Source organism: Collinsella aerofaciens, assembly GCF_015670795.1.
Classification (GTDB): Bacteria; Actinomycetota; Coriobacteriia; order Coriobacteriales; family Coriobacteriaceae; genus Collinsella; species Collinsella aerofaciens_Q.
In genome coordinates this window covers 16,158-31,878 of record NZ_JADPCJ010000029.1, presented here as the reverse complement: position 1 = coordinate 31,878, position 15,721 = coordinate 16,158, and the positions used below count along the sequence as shown (strand labels likewise).

The 15,721-nt window shown below is 60.6% G+C and carries 15 protein-coding genes and 1 tRNA gene; 8 read left to right on the top strand and 8 right to left on the bottom strand.

The features are described from left to right. Window positions 1-122: 122 nt before the first annotated feature. From I4W09_RS08705 to I4W09_RS08695, 3 genes are all read right to left on the bottom strand, one after another. Entirely contained in the window at window positions 123-1,424 is a 1,302-nt protein-coding gene (locus I4W09_RS08705; RefSeq protein WP_196033653.1) for an ATP-binding protein, read from the bottom strand. Window positions 1,425-1,897: 473 nt separating this feature from the next. Beyond that, window positions 1,898-1,982: transfer RNA gene (locus I4W09_RS08700), tRNA-Leu, on the bottom strand. 31 nt (window positions 1,983-2,013) lie between these two features. After that, window positions 2,014-2,637 (bottom strand): hypothetical protein, encoded by a 624-nt coding sequence (locus I4W09_RS08695; RefSeq protein ID WP_196033650.1) that lies wholly within the window; start codon window positions 2,635-2,637, stop codon window positions 2,014-2,016. 163 nt (window positions 2,638-2,800) lie between these two features. Here I4W09_RS08695 and I4W09_RS08690 point away from each other — a divergent pair, with 163 nt between their 5' ends. Both I4W09_RS08690 and I4W09_RS08685 read left to right on the top strand, forming a co-directional pair. Continuing rightward, window positions 2,801-3,088: a PTS sugar transporter subunit IIB gene (locus I4W09_RS08690; protein WP_148332642.1), complete on the top strand. Its 288-nt coding sequence runs from the start codon at window positions 2,801-2,803 to the stop codon at window positions 3,086-3,088. 11 nt (window positions 3,089-3,099) lie between these two features. Beyond that, window positions 3,100-3,474, top strand: a complete 375-nt coding sequence (locus I4W09_RS08685) for a VOC family protein (RefSeq protein ID WP_196033648.1) — start codon at window positions 3,100-3,102, stop codon at window positions 3,472-3,474. Window positions 3,475-3,548: 74 nt separating this feature from the next. Here I4W09_RS08685 and I4W09_RS08680 read toward each other — a convergent pair whose 3' ends face one another. From I4W09_RS08680 to I4W09_RS08670, 3 genes are read right to left on the bottom strand one after another with little or no spacing between them, the layout of a single operon-like run. Beyond that, entirely contained in the window at window positions 3,549-4,844 is a 1,296-nt protein-coding gene (locus I4W09_RS08680; RefSeq protein ID WP_196033646.1) for a sensor histidine kinase, read from the bottom strand. Then, window positions 4,828-5,613, bottom strand: a complete 786-nt coding sequence (locus I4W09_RS08675) for a response regulator transcription factor (RefSeq protein ID WP_196033644.1) — start codon at window positions 5,611-5,613, stop codon at window positions 4,828-4,830. Before I4W09_RS08675 ends, I4W09_RS08680 begins: the two co-directional genes overlap by 17 nt. Window positions 5,614-5,631: 18 nt before the next feature. Then, on the bottom strand, window positions 5,632-6,174 hold the full coding sequence (locus tag I4W09_RS08670) for a UBA domain-containing protein (RefSeq protein ID WP_196033642.1): 543 nt from the start codon (window positions 6,172-6,174) through the stop codon (window positions 5,632-5,634). A gap of 334 nt (window positions 6,175-6,508) precedes the next feature. On the opposite strand from I4W09_RS08670, the gene I4W09_RS08665 reads away from it, so the two are divergent. Then, complete coding sequence (locus tag I4W09_RS08665; RefSeq protein ID WP_196033640.1) at window positions 6,509-6,748, top strand: hypothetical protein; 240 nt, start codon at window positions 6,509-6,511, stop codon at window positions 6,746-6,748. 85 nt (window positions 6,749-6,833) lie between these two features. After that, a complete protein-coding gene (locus tag I4W09_RS08660; RefSeq protein WP_196033638.1) occupies window positions 6,834-7,559 on the top strand; it encodes a metallophosphoesterase family protein in 726 nt (241 codons plus the stop codon). 15 nt (window positions 7,560-7,574) lie between these two features. Here the strand turns inward: I4W09_RS08660 and gluQRS are convergent, their stop codons facing one another. After that, a complete protein-coding gene (gluQRS, locus tag I4W09_RS08655; protein ID WP_230318746.1) occupies window positions 7,575-8,471 on the bottom strand; it encodes a tRNA glutamyl-Q(34) synthetase GluQRS in 897 nt (298 codons plus the stop codon). Between the two features lie 620 nt (window positions 8,472-9,091). On the opposite strand from gluQRS, the gene I4W09_RS08650 reads away from it, so the two are divergent. Beyond that, window positions 9,092-11,035, top strand: coding sequence for a DUF2207 domain-containing protein (locus I4W09_RS08650; protein ID WP_196033633.1), 1,944 nt, complete (start codon window positions 9,092-9,094; stop codon window positions 11,033-11,035). Window positions 11,036-11,527: 492 nt separating this feature from the next. On the opposite strand, the gene I4W09_RS08645 is transcribed toward I4W09_RS08650, so the two are convergent. Next, entirely contained in the window at window positions 11,528-12,169 is a 642-nt protein-coding gene (locus I4W09_RS08645; protein WP_161115892.1) for a GNAT family N-acetyltransferase, read from the bottom strand. 277 nt (window positions 12,170-12,446) lie between these two features. Between I4W09_RS08645 and purH the strand changes: the two genes are divergently transcribed. The 3 genes from purH to I4W09_RS08630 all read left to right on the top strand — a co-directional run bounded on the left by purH (window position 12,447) and on the right by I4W09_RS08630 (window position 15,715). After that, the gene (purH, locus tag I4W09_RS08640; RefSeq protein WP_196033631.1) at window positions 12,447-14,054 is read left to right on the top strand and encodes a bifunctional phosphoribosylaminoimidazolecarboxamide formyltransferase/IMP cyclohydrolase; all 1,608 of its coding nucleotides are present in this window, start codon (window positions 12,447-12,449) and stop codon (window positions 14,052-14,054) included. An 81-nt stretch (window positions 14,055-14,135) separates the two neighbouring features. After that, window positions 14,136-14,867: a hypothetical protein gene (locus I4W09_RS08635; protein ID WP_161115890.1), complete on the top strand. Its 732-nt coding sequence runs from the start codon at window positions 14,136-14,138 to the stop codon at window positions 14,865-14,867. Window positions 14,868-15,043: 176 nt separating this feature from the next. Next, on the top strand, window positions 15,044-15,715 hold the full coding sequence (locus tag I4W09_RS08630) for a response regulator transcription factor (protein ID WP_161115889.1): 672 nt from the start codon (window positions 15,044-15,046) through the stop codon (window positions 15,713-15,715). Window positions 15,716-15,721 lie beyond the last annotated feature (6 nt).

Below are 15,721 nucleotides of genomic sequence, written 5' to 3'. Positions count from 1 at the left end.
TCACCATTGTCGGCCTAATCCGCGGTCTTTCATGCAGCAGGGGCTCTCAATGTTTTTATGTCCTGCTCATATCGTCTCTGCCGGCACCTGGGGACAGTCCTTGCGGGGCGTCCCCACAGCGCCTATGCCAGCTTGTCGATCTGCCCAATCTCCCAAAGCGGAATATTGACGAGCATGCCCTCGTCTCTATATGTCGCCAGGGAGCTCCTCACGCAACGCTCGAGCTTGAATTTTTCGCAGGCTATTTTCAGACTCTTCGCTTTAAGGTTCTCTGCCGCCTTGACCTCAAGCGGAAGCACGGTTCCCGCATGGTCGATGGCAAAGTCGGTTTCGGCATTGCCAGAGGTAGAGGACCAATACGCGGGAGTTTTGTCCTGGAGCAAAAGCTCCTGCGCGACGTATTGTTCGGTCAGCGAACCTTTGAACTCGGTAAAAACAGCAGATCCGTTAAGAACGATGGCCGGAGAGAGACCGGAGAGCGCTCCGAGGATGCCGGTGTCGATGCAGAACAGCTTGAAGCCCGAGAGGTCTTCGTAGCTCGAGAGCGGCGCCTTTAGAGCGGAAACACGTGGCACCTTATGAACGATTCCGTAGTCCGTGAGCCACTGGAGGCTTTCCTCGAAATCGCGTGCGCGCGCTCCGGGACGAAGGGCGCCATAGACAAACTTCTTGTTCTCCTTTGCAAGCTGGCCGGGAAGGGATTTCCAAACCAACCTCATGCGCTCGACGATGCGGGCGGGTGCATGTTTGCCAAAATCGGATTCGTAAGCCTCGATGATTTGCTGTTGAAGCCTTCGGGCTTCGATGAAGTCGCGTGTCTCGGCGAAAGTGGAGACAACTTCGGGCATACCGCCGACAACAAGGTATTCCTTGAGCAAGTGCTCGAGCTTTTCGGTAACGTTTGCTAGAAGGTTCATGTCTGCGGCAAGGATGGCGTCGGCGAGCGGGTTGCCGTCGACGGCACGAACGAACTCAGCAAACCCCATGGGACGCATGGTGAGCTGGTCGATTTTGCCGACGGGAAATGACTCGTTTTCGCGTCGGAGCGCGAGGCCCATATAGGAACCGGCTGCCACGATGTGGCATTCGGGTGCAAGCTCGTTGAAGTACTTGAGCGAGGTGATCCCGCGTGGCGCCTCTTGGATCTCGTCGAAGATGATGAGCGTGTCTTCCGGCGTTACGGTTTGGCCACGTAGGAGTTCTATCTGGGAGATGATGCGCTTGGGGTCGAGGTTCCCATCGAACAGCGAGCGTGTGCTCGGCTCGAGCATAAAGTCAAAACGAATGACGTTTCGATACTGCTGGCTTGCGAATTCGTTAAGAAGCCAAGTCTTTCCTGTCTGGCGGGCTCCCTTAAGCAAGAGAGGTTTGCGATTCGCCCTTGATTTCCAAGCGATAAGTTCACTCATAAGCTGTCGCTGCATATTGCCTCCCAACCCTCTCGGCTAGTATAAGGCCATTTGGGAGTTTCCATCGGAAAATGTGGGAGACAACCACGTTTTTCCATCGGAAAATGTGGGAGACAACCACGTTTTTCCATCGGAAAATGTGGGAACACCAACCTAAGTCGCGGTGGAATAGTTCCTAAATGGGCTGGTAAACTGCCAAAACAGGAACTATTCCACCGCAACTTAGAGCCCCGCCGGCGTGTAAAAGAAACGAGCCCGCATCCCTGGGGGACACGGGCTCGTAAAAGCCAAATGGTAGGGGCGGTGGGACGTCTGCGTATTTGCTGCGCAAATACGCACCGGCTTCGGCCGCCTGTCGGCGCCCTCGCCGGCTCGCTACGGACGCTGCGCGTCCGCTTAACGCTCGCCCCCTCGCGGGTTCGAGTCCCGCCGGCATCTTAAAGAAACGAGCCCGCATCCCCAGGGAACACGGGCTCGTAAGCACTACATGGTAGGGGCGGTGGGACTCGAACCCACAATCCTTGCGGCGAGAGATTTTAAGTCTCCTGCGTATGCCAATTCCGCCACGCCCCCGTGAGACTAGAAGTCTAGCACAAGCCGTCCGTTACGCGTTGACGGCCATCGAGTGTTGGCCCGACTTCTCCAGGAACTCTTGGGACTTTGCCTCGTCGCCCTTGTTTTGGTATTGCAGGGCCAGCAGGTACTCCAAGCGGCAGCGCTTGACCGGGTCGTCGCCGGCCTCCTTGAGCATGCGCTCCAGCTCGGGAATGTCGTTGTGGCGCTTGAGGATCATCGTGTCGTACATCAGCTGACACTCGTGCGCAACTGCCTCGGCCTGACCGCCCTCAAAGCCCTTGATCTCGTGCAACAACTCTTTGGACTTTTTGCGGTCCTCCTGGCCAACGTAGTAGTTAAAGGCCTTAATCACCAGGTCGACGCGCTGCATCTTGGGCAGATTGAGTCCCAGCAGCAAATCGAACATCTCGTCGGCGCGCTCGTGGTCCTCGCGCAGCAGATAGGAGTTCAGGCGCAGGTAGTCGCGGTTATAGCGCGGGTACAGCATGCTGGTGAGTTTGCCATCGAGCAAACGATCGAACTCGTCCCACTGCTTGGCAGCCATAAGCTGTTGCAGGCGCTTAAACGTGGTGCGTTTTTTTACGCTAAAGAACACCGATATGGCGATACAAATAATGACGACGGCGGTCCAGAGGGTGCGGGAATCGGGCATTTTAGAGTCCTTAGTCGCTCGTAAAGCGAGCGGTATGACAACACGTGCTAGATGTATTATACGCGGCGTGCAAGCAAACTGGCATAAAAGCGCATCGAGGCCGAGTGCCATCGCTCGCTGCGGTACACTTACCTAAAGTAAACCATGAAGGGAGACATTACCTATGAAGAAGATCGTTTTGGCTTGCGGTGCTGGCGCTGCTACTTCCACGCTCGTTGCCCAGAAGGTCGCCACCATGCTCGACGCCAACGGTTACGCCGACAAGTACGAGATCGTGCAGTGCGCCATCTCCGAGGCCAAGGACGTTTGCGACGAGGGCGCCGATCTGCTGATCGCCACCACCGTTGCCCCCGAGGGCCTTACCTGCCCGTACGTGAGCGGCGTGCCCTTCATGACCGGCATGAACCGCGTCGCTGCCGAGAAGGCCGTTCTTGACGTCATGGCTCAGTAGGCGCTGACTGCATGAGTGAGCAGAACGCCAATCCGGTCGAGCTCTTTGGCATGCGCGTTGCCCATGTGGGCATTAACGCCGCCGACCCGGCAGACGCCTTGGAGATTGCGGAGCTGTTCTCGACGATGATGGGCCTGCCCGTCATCGAGACCCCGGTTTCGTACTTCAACGATTCGCTGGTCGAGATCATGAAGCAGAACGGTCGTGGCACCAAGGGCCACATCGGCTTTGCCGTTAACGACATCGATGCAGCTGAGAAGTGGTTTGCCGAGCGCGGGCTCGAGGTCAACGAAGAGTCGCGCGCGCTGCTGCCCGACGGTGGTACCAAGCTCGTGTACTTTAAGCGCGAGTTCGCCGGTTTCGCCGTGCACCTGTGCCGCGAGTAGCGCACAAGCTGCCATAGCGGCAAAAAGGGATAGGGCCGCGTGGCCCTATCCCTTTATTTATGCCGAGGGGCTTCCTATCGTGGCAGGCGAATCGTAAAGCGGCTGCCGACCCCTTCGACCGAGGTCACACCGATGACGCCGCCGTGGCTGTCGACGATCCACTTGGCGATCGCAAGCCCCAGACCCGAACCCTGTGCGCCGGCATCGCGCGCGTTGTCGGCACGGTAGAACCGCTCGAACGCGTGAGCTGCGGATTCCTGGTTCATGCCGATGCCCTCGTCCTCAACGGCTATATCGATCGTGCCCGTGCCCACATCGGGCGCTACGCCAAATGTGACGGTCGTTCCCGCATCCGAGTACTTGGCGGCGTTTTGCACGATCACGCGCAGAGCCTGCTTCACGAGCGCCACGTCGACGGACGCGTCGCAGCGCGGGTCGCTGACAAGCGCAGCGTCAAAGGCCAGCCGATACGTGTGCTCGGTATCGATCATCTGCGATTCCTCGCATACCTCGCCGACCAGTGCGGCAAGGTTGGTATTTGCGCGCCGCAGGACCGTGCGCCCGGCATCGCCGCGCGCCAAAAACAGCAGCTGCTCCACGAGCTCTTGCATGTGCTCGCTTTCGGCCTTGAGGGACGCGATGGATTCTGCCAGCACGTCCGGGTCGTCTTTGCCCCAGCGATCGAGCATGTTTACGTAGCCCTGAATCACCGCGATGGGCGTGCGCAGCTCGTGGCTCGCATCGTTGACAAAGCGCATTTGCTGCAGTTTGGCCTCTTGCATCTGGCGCAGTAGGCGGTTAAGTGCAACCTCGATGCTTGCCAGGTCGGCGTCGCCGGTAGTGACGCTCGGCGAGTCGACGCTTGCGCGCTCGATGGCCTGCTCCAGTGTTTCCATCTTGCCGCCGGAGAGCTGCATACGGCCGAGTTCGTCCACGCGCAAGGCCAGGTCGTTGAGCGGTGCCATGGTGCGGCGCACGCGACGGGCGCCGCCGAGCATGTCGAGCACGCTGATGACCTGCCAACCCACAACGACAAGGTAGAGAGGCCATAGCGCGACGAGGTCCTGCGCGAGGGGGAAAGTCTTGGTGGTACGCGCAAGCTCGACGGTATAGGTGAGCGTTGCCGGGTCCCAGCCGCGCGCGGGCGTCAGCGACATGCCGTGAACGGTGGCGCCGGGGATCCATCCTGCGGTAAACGCGCCGTCGGGCAGCGTCTGGTTGTATCCATAGACGAGGATCGCCGCCGCAATCACCATCAGCAACAGATCGAGCCAGACATAGCTCATCAAGCGGCGCCACATATAGCTCCAGTTGATGGCGCGGGCGATGGATGTAACGCGCTTGGCCTCGGCGTTACGCGCGGCAGACATAGCCCACCCCGCGCACGGTCTGGATGATGCGGGTACCACCGGCGTCTTCGATCTTGGCACGCAGGTGCGCGATATGCACGTCGACGTTGTTGGTGTCGCCCACGTATTCGTAGCCCAGCGCCTCGTGCGCGATGCGCTCGCGCGTGAGCACGGTGTCGGCATGTGTCATAAGCAGGGCGAGGACGTCGAACTCGCGGGCCGTGAGCGCGATGGGCGAGCCTGCGACGGTGACTTCGCGGCGGTCGGGATCGAGCGCGACCGAGCCCACAGTGAGCGTGGCGGGGGAGGGCGCGGCGGATGTCTGGACCGTGTCGCTGGCTTGGGACATCGTGGCGGCGTTGCCGGTCGCACCGCCCGCCATGCCCGCCCCGGCACCGAAGCCGCCCGCACCCGAAGCCGCCCGCACGGCCTCCGAGCGCTTCAGCGCCACGCGGATCCGTGCGAACAGCTCCTCAATCGCAAATGGCTTGGTCAGGTAATCGTCGGCGCCGGCATCGAGCCCGGCCACCTTGTCCATCACGGCATCGCGCGCGGTGACCATGATCACCGGTACATCCTTGTGCTTGCGGACGCGTCGCAGCACCTCCATGCCGTTGAGCTGCGGCAACAGCACATCGAGCAGAATAAGATCGTAGTTGCGCTCCAGCGCCAGGTCCACAGCGGTGCGGCCATCGGCGGCGTGTTCCACCTGGTAGCCCTCGTGCTCCAGCTCGAGCGTCACAAAGCGGGCGATTTTCTCCTCGTCCTCTACGATCAGGATCCGTGCCATGCGTGCCCCCGTCTGCGATTACTTGTCGTCGTTGAGATTTTGCTTGATGTCATCCGCGGCATCGGCGGCGTGATTCATAAGGTTGTTGATGCTGCCGGGCACGTCGCCGTCGCTATCGATGCGGTAGCGCATGCCAAAGAACAGGCCAATCAGCATCAGCCAAATCGTAGCGCCCCAGGCAAACAGGGCGATGATGGGGATCAGGATGGGGATGTTGAAGATGATCGCATCGCGGCGCGTGGCGATAAACTTGGTGTCCAGGCTCAGGCGGAAGAGCTTTTTGAGGTACTCCCACACGCCGTCCATCTTCTTGGAGAAGTCGGTCTTTTCGCTCGACTTCTCGTAGGCGGCCTGCGCGGCGACCATCTCGGCCGAGGGCTCATCGACTGGCGCGGACTCGGTGGCGGCGTGCGCCGATGTGGTCTGCGTCTTGCCCTGCGACTCGAGCCAAATGATGGCGTCCAAAACGTTGCCGTCGGCGGCGTCGAGCGCGGCCTTGGCATCGGTGTAGCTCACGTTGCACTTGGTGCGGATGGTTTCAACTTTTTCGAGGTCGTCCATGACCTGTCCTTTCGTTCGATGGGCGCGAGCGTTGCGTTCGGCGGCCTGCGTTGCGCGGCGCCGCCCCGCCCCTTGTTCGAACTCTATAGTGCAGGTTATAGATTAAGCGATTCTTGAGCCAAGATTAATGTTGGATGAGTTTTTGGGTAGCGGTGGGAAAAGTATTAGACCTCGATAGCGGGGGATGGGGTGCCGGTGCAAAACGGCGTCAAAGGTTGGTCGAGCAGGCGGTTTCTCCATTGATGTCCGCACGGCATGGGACACTTACCCTGCCGCCCTGCTCTGCCGCGGCGGCATGTACCCAAACAACGACCCTCTAAGGAGTTCGATACCAATGAGCGATAACACCAAGCATCTCGCAAAGAAGTGCGTCAAGGACGCGGGGCCGTGCCTCGCGTTGTGCCTTGCCGGCGCAGCGGTCGCGCTGCTGGCTGTTCTGGGGCCATTCGACGTGCTCCGAAGTGCCAGTTCTCTGCACGTTTGCATGGCCCTTGCCGGCGCCATGATGACCGGCGGCGTGCTCGATCTGGTTTTTTGGGTGCTTGACCCGTTTGGATGGAAGAACGAAGGGTAAGCCCTAAGGGACGGAAGGGCTGGAACGGTTTGCTTGGCGATCGTGCAGAATGTGGGCTAGCGACTTACAGGGAAGTGGTGATCCGATGACGGTCTATGTGACGGGCGACATTCACGGTGGGCTCGACATGCAAAAGCTGCGCGATTGGGAGCTTGGGGATAGCCTGGCGAGCGACGACTATCTCATCATCGCGGGCGACTTTGGCTTTCCCTGGGACTTTTCTACCGAGGAATGTGCCGATATTGCTTGGCTGGAGTCGCGCCCCTACACCGTGCTGTTTGTCGACGGCAACCACGAGCGTTTCGATCACTGGGCGGAACGCCCCATGGAGTTGTGGCACGGTGGGCTGACGCAGCGCCTGTCGGATACCTCGCCCATACGGCGCCTGACGCGCGGCGAGGTTTTTGAGCTCGACGGCTCAACGGTCTTTACCATGGGCGGCGCCACGAGCGTGGACAAGGAATACCGCATTCCGTATTCCAGCTGGTGGCCGCAGGAGCTGCCGGACGAGCGCAACTTTGAGGAGGCGCGGGCAAAGCTCGACAGCGTGGGCTGGACGGTCGACTACGTGATCACTCACACCTGCTCTACGCGCATGCTTTCGTCCACGCTTTATCCAGCGTCCGGCTGGAATTGCCCCTCCGTTGATCGGCTTACGGCATTTTTCGATGAGCTGGAAGACCGCTTGGACTACAAGCGCTGGTACTACGGGCATTTTCATCGGGATACCAACCCGGCCGAGCGTCACACCGTGCTCTACGACTGCATCGTTCGCTTGGGTGACGAACTCCAGCCCTGGGATGTTGCGTAGAGGCGGGGTGGCTGGCTACTCGACCGTTACAGTGATGTTCTCCCGATGCGCGCGGATGACGTCCCAGCTAAAGTGCTCGACCAGCTGCTCGGCGGTACGCGGCGTGGTGTCCGGCGCGATGCCTGTTTGCCCGGCGAGCCATCCCAACAGTGCCTCGGGTGTGCCAAAGCGGGTGCGGAGCTCGCCCAGGTCCAGATCGCGATCGCGCTTGGAAAGGCGGCGGCCGTCCGGTGACATGAGCAGCGGAATGTGCGCGTAGTGCGGCGTGGGCAGTCCCAGCAGATGTTGCAGATAGATCTGGCGCGGCGTGGAACCAAGCAGGTCGCATCCGCGTACGATCTCGGTGACGCCCATGGCAGCGTCGTCGACCACCACGGCCAGCTGATAGGCAAACACGCCGTCGCTGCGGCGCACCAAAAAGTCACCGCACTCGGTGGCGAGTGCTTCGCATTGGGCTCCGTACGTGCGGTCCACGAATTCGATCACGTCGCTGGCGAGGTCGTCGACGGTGGGCACGCGCAGGCGCGTGGCCGGAGCACGCAGGGCACTGCGGCGGGTGATTTCATCAGCAGAAAGACCTCTGCAGGCGCCGCGGTAGATGGGCGTGCCGTCGCTGGCGTGCGGCGCGCTCGCGGCGTGGAGTTCGGCACGCGTGCAAAAACAGGGATAGGTGAGGCCGGCGTCTTGCAGCTGGCGCAGGGCGTCCTCGTACAGATCCGGGCGATCGTGCTGGTAGTAGGGGCCTTCGTCCCACTCGAGCCCCAGCCAGGTCAGATCGTCAATCAGTTGAGCGGCAAGTTCCGGGCGCTTGCAGCGATCGTCCAGGTCCTCGATACGCAACACGATGCTGCCGCCCTGGCTGCGGGCCGAAAGCCATGCGCACAAGCAGCTGAACACGTTGCCCAAGTGCATGCGGCCCGAGGGCGACGGGGCAAAGCGGCCCACGACGGGGGTGGGCACTGCCGTTGCTGGTGCGTCCGCGGCGGGCGTTGCTATGTTGCGTGTTTTGATATCCATGCGGATGAGTATAGCGCGGGGCTTGGCAGGGAAGGCGTTGCCGCGCTCACAAGTTGGCGGCGGTGCGCATTGCGCACGGTGGGTTTGCGGCTCAAGGTCTCGATCGCTGCGTACCGACTTAGCCTCACAAACGACAGAAACCCCGGCAGCTCTTCGCAACTGCCGGGGTTTCCGCGGAAAAGGGGGACATGATCCTCGAGCGAACGGCAAAGGGGCAAACCGTTTTCGCTCGACTGCTTTATGCCCCTCGGCTGGCGGCTCAGTCAGCGCATGCCGCGCCCACACAAAGCCGCTACACCTGTGACGGAGCTGTGAAGTGGTATCTATTGCTGGCGCAGGCCATGCCAAGGGTGTCCCTAATGACTGGTCATTTAAGAACGTCCCCAATGACTGGCTGTTGGGGTGCGGGTGTGACTTTCATCCCGTTTGGCGCTCCGGTCGCCTAGATGTTCGTCATGCGTACCCGCAAACGTGGGACAATGGCGCTGTTGGTTTTACAGACAAAGGATGTGCCTATGAACACCCTCGCCGCCAAAGTCAGCCGGCAGCGCCACCTGTTTGCGCGATTCGCTTCCGTCTGCGTGCTCGTCGCGCTTGCGTTGTTGCTGCTGCCTGTCGCCGCGCACGCCGACGGCTACTCCATGACCCAGACCTATATCAGTGCCACGGTCGAGGCCGATGGATCGCTGACCGTTGTCGAGGGACGCCAGTTTGATTTCGACGACGACATCAACGGCGTGTTTTGGGAGATCAATACGGGCTCCAACCAGCAGGGCGGCACGGCGGGCGTCGACGTGCTGAGTGTCGAGGAAGAGGACACCGCGTTTAACAAAGTCGATAGCGCGAACAAGGGCGACTCTGGCGTCTACACGGTCGAGCAGACCGGTGACGGCGTAAGAATTAAGGTGTTCAGCCCTCACGAGAGCGGCGACAGCGCAATCTACTACGTGAGCTACACCATGACCGGTGCGGTTATGAACTGGGCCGATACCGCCGAGCTCTACTGGAAGTTCGTAGGTGACGGCTGGTCTGCGGATTCCGATGACGTCGAGATGGAAGTGTGCTTCGCGAATGCCGCTGCCGGGACGGCGGCCGTCAAGGGCGATAACTTCCGCGCATGGGGCCATGGTCCGCTGACGGGCGACGTGTCGCTCGATGAGGACGAGCCCATGGTCACCTATACCATTCCCTGCGTGCACCAGGGCGAATTCGCCGAGGCACGCATCGCCTTCCCTAGCGACTGGGTGCCGCAGCTTGCCGCTTCGGGCGAAGAGCGCATGTCAACGATCCTGAGCGAAGAGAAGGAATGGGCCGACGAAGCTAACGCCCGCCGCGCTCACGCTCGCATGATTGCCAATGCACTTGCCGTGCTAAGTGTTGTTGCGGCGGTGGCCTTTACCGGCACAATCGTTATGCTCAAGCTGCGCAAGCGCAAGCCCAAGCCGCTTTTCCAGGACGAATATTTCCGCGATGTGCCTTCGGCCGACCATCCCGCCGTGCTTTCGGCCCTCATGAGCTGGAACGAGGTGCCCGATCAGGCATATATCGCCACGCTCATGAAGCTCACTGACGACCGTGTGATCAAGCTGGAGCAGGCGACCGTGACCAAGGCCAAGAAGGGTCTGTTGGGGCGTGAAAAAGAAGAGCAGACGTATCGCGTGACGGTGAGTGATGCGGGCTGGAAGTCGGCCAAGGGCATTGACCACATGGTGCTCAAGGTCTTCTTTGCCGGTACTAAGCCTGACGAGAACGGCGATCGCTCGCGCACGTTCGACGAGCTGCAGCACTACGTCAAGCAGCACGCTACACCCGTGGGCGACAAGCTCGAGGACTATCAGAACACCGTTAAGGGCAAGCTGGCCGATAGCGAGTACGTTGCCTCAGACGGCATTGTTGCAATGGTGTTTTGCCTGGTTCTTGGTATCCTGATTGCCTTTGTTCCCGTGGGATCCATTTTCTTTACCGATGGCGCACAGGCGAACATCACCGCCGCGGTTATCTCGGTGCCGATTGTGCTGGTGGGTATCGGCGTGGGCCTTACGTTTCGCCGCTTTACGCCGGAGGGCGCCGAGGTGGCGGCTCGCTGCAAGGCACTTAAGCATTGGCTCGAGGACTTCACTCGTCTAAAGGAAGCCGTCCCGGGCGATCTGGTGCTGTGGAACAAGCTGCTGGTGATGGGCGTGGCGCTGGGTGTTTCCAAGGAAGTGCTGCGTCAGCTTGCCGAGGCCGTGCCTGCGGACCTGCGCAACAGCGACGATTTCTACGACAACTACCCCTGCTACTGGTGGTACTACCATCATTACGGTACCGAGTCCCCGCTCGATTCATTCGATGACGTGTATCACGAGACCATCCGCGAGCTGGCTTCGAGCTCCGATAGCTCGAGCGGCGGCAGCGGCGGCGGCTTCTCTGGCGGCGGTGGTGGCGGCGTCGGCGGAGGCGGCGGCGGAACGTTCTAGCGCGTTCTGATTTTTGGGATGGATCTTCTCCGGCGACTGTTGGCGGAAAATCTATCCCATTTTTATGCTTTGAAATGGGTCTATCTTTCCGTTACGGATCCCCACACAGGGGGCAGTGGGCAAAAAATGCCAAATATGAGTACTGTTGCCATTATAGTGACATATATTTGCACTAAATAATGGGCTCCTAATGAGATTATCTCTCGTTAGGGGCCCATTTTATTGAACATTTGTGGAAATACGTCAGCTCGCCTGACTGGCTGCTATGTCTAAAAGCCTCTAAAATGCCCCAAATCGCTGCTACTAAAAAGGTAACAGTACTCATATTTGATGTTTTTTGCCCACAGCTATTTGCAGACCCCTCTATAGGGCGACGCCAACGAGGGTTTCGTCGACTGTGTTACCCAAGAATGTCCCCAACAACTAGGTGCGGTTGCTGCCAAGGAGTGTCCCGGGGTGCCGGCACAAAAGGAACGTCCCTAACTGCCGGGTTTAGGCTGTTAGGTCGAGTTCGTAGAGAAAGCTTTCGCGCGGCATGTCGTGACGGCGCTCTTCGCGGTTGGCGCGGTGCGTGGCCGTGCGCTTAAAGCCGTGCAGCTCGTAGAACTTCCACGAGCAGTTGGAGTCGGTGTACAGGTGCGCCCTCGTCGCTCCAAGCGAGGACAGGTGCGAGACCGCGGCATCGAGCAGAACCGTGCCAACGCCCAGGCCATGGACATCGCGATCCACGGCAAGCAGCGTGACCTCGTTGTCGTGCGGCAACGGGCTGCTCTCGAGCAGGCGGTTGTTGGTTCGGATGGTTGCGCGCACAAACGAGAGATACTCGGCGCACGCATCGGGCTCTAGCTCACGCATCTGCGATAGCAGCGCGCGTTCGGTATCCATCCAATGCTCGTTGATAGTGGTGCCGGAGCTCTGTCCCGCACGCGCGAGCGAAATGCCACGCGCCTGACCGTCGATTACGGCAACCTGTGAAAACGTCGACGACGAAAGGCAATAGGCGAGGTCGCACGCGGCCTCAAGGCGGTTGTACTCATCGTTATCCGAATTGTTATGCCAAAGCTGCTGCAGAATCAGCGCGATGGCGTCGAAGTCTTCGGTATCAAACGGTCGGTAGAGAACCCGCGAGACCATGGCGCCTCTTTCTTTTGCGGATGCATATCGAGCACAGTTCTACCACGCCATTGGCATCTAATTATGGTGCCCCTGTGTTCCATGAACTCACCGTGCCCGGTGCCATGCCCATCCCCTCCGCTCGCAAACTTTTTCTGCACATGCGCCCGTTGCGGGGTGCATCGATGCGCTCGATGCGCTACATTAAATCAGTATTTTCAATGCCGCTGCGCGAGCGCTGCAGATCGACGTATCACCGACTCACAGAGCACGGCGGCGTACCAGACAGGAGGACTGCATGGGATCTGATGTGAAGATCGCACGCGCGTTGATCTCGGTTACCGATAAGACGGGCGTCGTCGATTTCGCACGGACGCTGGTTGACGACTTTGGCGTCGAGATCATCTCTACGGGCGGCACGGCTCGTGCCATCGAGGACGCGGGCATTCCCGTAACCCCCATCGAGGAGTTCACGGGCTATCCCGAGATGATGGACGGCCGCGTTAAGACCCTGCACCCCAAGGTTCATGGCGCGCTGCTGGCCCGCCGCGATTCCGAGCAGCACATGCAGGAGGCGGCTCAGCACGGCATTAAGCTGATCGACCTGGTCGTCGTCAACCTGTACGAGTTCGAGAAGACCGTCGCCAACTCCGAGGTCACCTTCGCGGACGCCATCGAGCACATCGACATCGGTGGCCCCTCCATGCTGCGCTCTGCCGCCAAGAACGCCACGAGCGTTACCGTCATTTCCGACCCGGCCGACTATGATGCCGTCCTGGCCGAGATGCACGAGACCGGTGGCTGCACCACGCTTTCCACCCGTCGTCGCCTGCAGGTGAAGGTCTACCAGACCACCGCCGCCTACGACACGGCCATCTCCCGCTGGCTCGCCGCCCAGGCAAGCGACGTGGCGGACACCTCTGCCAAGCTCGAGATTTCGCTGGAGAAGGTCGACGACCTGCGCTATGGCGAGAACCCGCAGCAGAAAGCCACAGTCTATCGCTTTGCCGAGGGCTGCGAGAACACCGCGAGCTCGCAGTTCCCGCTCGTGGGCTCCAAGCAGATCCAGGGCAAGCCGCTCAGCTACAACAACTATCTGGATGCCGACGCCGCTTGGAACCTGGTCCGCGAGTTCGACGAGCCGGCCTGCGTAATCCTCAAGCACCAGAACCCCTGCGGTTCCGCCGTTGCCGAGGACATCACGGCTGCCTACGACCGCGCTTTCGCTTGCGATCCCAAGAGCGCCTTTGGCGGCATCATCGCCTGCAACCGCGAGGTTCCCTTTGATCTGGTTGAACACTTTGCCGATCAGAACAAGCAGTTCGTCGAGGTCATCATCGCCCCGAGCTACACTGCCGAGGCGCTCGAGCGCATGGCCAAGCGCCCCAACCTGCGCGTGTTGGCGACCGGCGGCGTGGACCACGGCGCCCAGGTGGAGCTGCGCTCCGTCGACGGCGGCATGCTGGTGCAGGAGGTCGACCACGTGACCGAGGACCCCGCGACCTTTACGTTCCCCACCGACCGCAAGCCCACCGACGCCGAGATGGCCGAGCTCGAGTTTGCCTGGAAGGTCTGCAAGGGCGTCAAGTCCAACGCCATCCTGGTCTCCAAGGGCAAGGCCGGCATTGGCATGGGCCCGGGTCAGCCCAACCGCGTTGACTCCGCACTGCTTGCCTGCGAGCGCGCCGAGGACTTCTGCGAGCGCGAGGGCGTGGAGAAGGGCGGCTTTGCCTGCGCAAGCGACGCATTCTTCCCGTTCCGCGACAACGTCGACGTGCTTGCCGAGCACGGTGTGACTTGCATCATCCAGCCCGGCGGCTCCAAGCGCGATGACGAGAGCATCCAGGCCTGCAACGAGCACAATATTGCTATGGTGTTTACGGGCGCCCGCCACTTCCGCCACTAAGTTCCGCCTTGGGACAAAATAATCTCTGCAAAAGACGGCTGCTCCGTTTGGAGGGCCGTCTTTTTGGTATAAGAGGACGGAATGACTAACACGAAAGGTATGACCATGCCCCAGATTGATGATGCCGAGCTGTTTGGCAATGCCGAGGATCAGCGTGCGTACGAGGACTTTTGCGCCAATCAGGAGGCGGTCGAGAAGTTTACACTCGACAAGCCTGCGCTTGTCTGCCGTTGGCGCATGTCCAACAAAAAGGTGCCCATGCTCAACCGCCACATTCGTGCGCTGTCCGAGCGCCTGGTGCAGGGCGAGCCGCTTACCCATAACATGCTCAGCTGGGCCAAACAGCACGTTGAGTGGTCGCTTGCCGAGGGCGATTACACCGCACGCGACGGCGTGCTCATGCTGGTGATCGACGTTAACGGCAACGCCGCCATGACGGTGGGGGAGTACGAGCCGCTAACCGATACGTCGGCCAAGGCGCTACGTGCCCGTTCCGCCGAGGCCCGCTCCGAGGCTGACGAAACTGGCGTGGCGCCCGAGCTGCTCGCCGCCGTCAACAACGGCGAGCTTGCCTTTGTGGCGCCGGCGGACGAGTGCCTGTGCGGCACGGCGACGCTCATCGAGCAGCTGGCCCAGACCAAGGGCATCCCGGTCACGCGCGTAGATATTCCCGCGCAGCTTAAGGGCGCCTTGTTCCTGGTGAGCGACGAGCACGGCGTGGTCCCCGCTGCCGAGACGGACGCCGCCGAGGCGGACGCCGCTACGGTCGCCTTCTTCGCCGAAGGCTACGAAAAGCTCCGTGCCCGCCGCTAAATGATGTTTCTGGGACGGGGATTAAAAACTCATTTAATTCCCGTGCTCGTCGCGAGCGAGGGGCAAGCCTCTGCCACTCGCGAACAGTTCTGTCACTTTGGTGCCGCGTGAGGCGCGTATCTGCGGATCCGCGGTCATAATGGGGCAAGATAACCAAGAGGGGGGGGGCGGAATCCATGGCGCTAATCTATATCGTTGAGGACGACGAGCCCATTCGTCGTGAGCTTATCGACATCCTTGCCCGCGCCGGGTTTGAAATCGAGGCCTGCGAATCGTTTGAGCATGTCTCGCGCGATATTCTCGCCGCCGCGCCCGACCTGGTGCTGCTCGACCTGACGCTTCCCGTCAAGGACGGCCAGCATATCTGCCATGAGGTTCGCCGCGAATCCGAGGTTCCCATCATCGTCCTCACGTCGCGCGCGACCGAGATTGACGAGGTCATGGCCATGACGCTCGGCGCGGATGACTTTGTTCCCAAGCCCTACAGCGCGCGCGTGCTCGTGGCGCGCATCAACGCACTGCTGCGTCGTACCGCGGCGGCGGGCGAGCGCAGCACACTTGTCCACAAGGGCCTGGAGCTCGATCTCGCTCGCTCCATGGTCACCAACATGCAAACCGGCACCAGTACCGAGCTCACCAAAAACGAGCTGCGTATCCTCTCACTGCTTCTGAGCCGTGCGGGCAAGATTGTCTCGCGCTCGGCCATCATGCAGGACCTGTGGGACTCCGACGCCTTCGTGGACGACAATACGCTCACCGTCAACATCAACCGTCTGCGCACCACGCTCGAAAAAATCGGCATCAAGGGGTATTTGACCACGCACCGCGGCCAGGGCTATTCGGTCTAGGGGCTG